The 596-nt window shown below is 42.1% G+C and carries 1 protein-coding gene; it reads left to right on the top strand.

What is annotated here, in order from left to right; genetic code table 11:
- Positions 1 to 12: 12 nt before the first annotated feature.
- Positions 13 to 596 (top strand): site-specific integrase (locus A3763_RS03235; RefSeq protein WP_068759880.1); only part of this gene is annotated, 584 nt, incomplete at its 3' end.

Genomic DNA, 596 nt, shown 5'->3' with positions numbered 1-596 from the left:
GAAAATACAGACATGAGTAAAGCTGAAGCTTTATCCAAGAAAGAAATTCGACACGCTCTTGCGGTCGCAAATCTGATGACTCACAAAGAGGGTAAGCGCTGCGCTCTGGTTCTCTCTCATGCTGCTATGCGAGTCAGTGAAATCGCATTAATCGAAACTGGATCTCTTTTAAACTCTACAGGTGAATTAAGAAAAGAAATTCATCTTCCTGCCAAGATCTGTAAGCGCCTTAAGCCACGAACTATTTGGCTTACTAATCCAGTAAGTCGCGAAATAATCCAGGATTGGATTGAGTATCGCCTTAAGAAAAAGTGGGGAACAGTCATTGGTAGCGCTCAATACCAGGGATTAAATCCAAACAGCAGATTCTTATATAACAATCGGGGTAGACGTTATGCCATGACAGAGAAAAAGCGGGTTATGTATGATGGCTCCATTAAATCCTATAGGGCGTGTGATTCGCTGGAGCACTTGATTAGAGCTATTTACACGAAGGCAGGTTTTCATAATGCGTCTTCTCACACAGGGCGAAAATCGCTTATCACTAACGCGATTATTGATAAAGGAATAAGCCTTAAACAGGCTGCACGAATACT

Source organism: Oleiphilus sp. HI0128 (assembly GCF_001635365.1).
The sequence above is the reverse complement of the archived record's forward strand: the minus strand, read 5'-3'. Positions and strand labels throughout refer to the sequence as shown.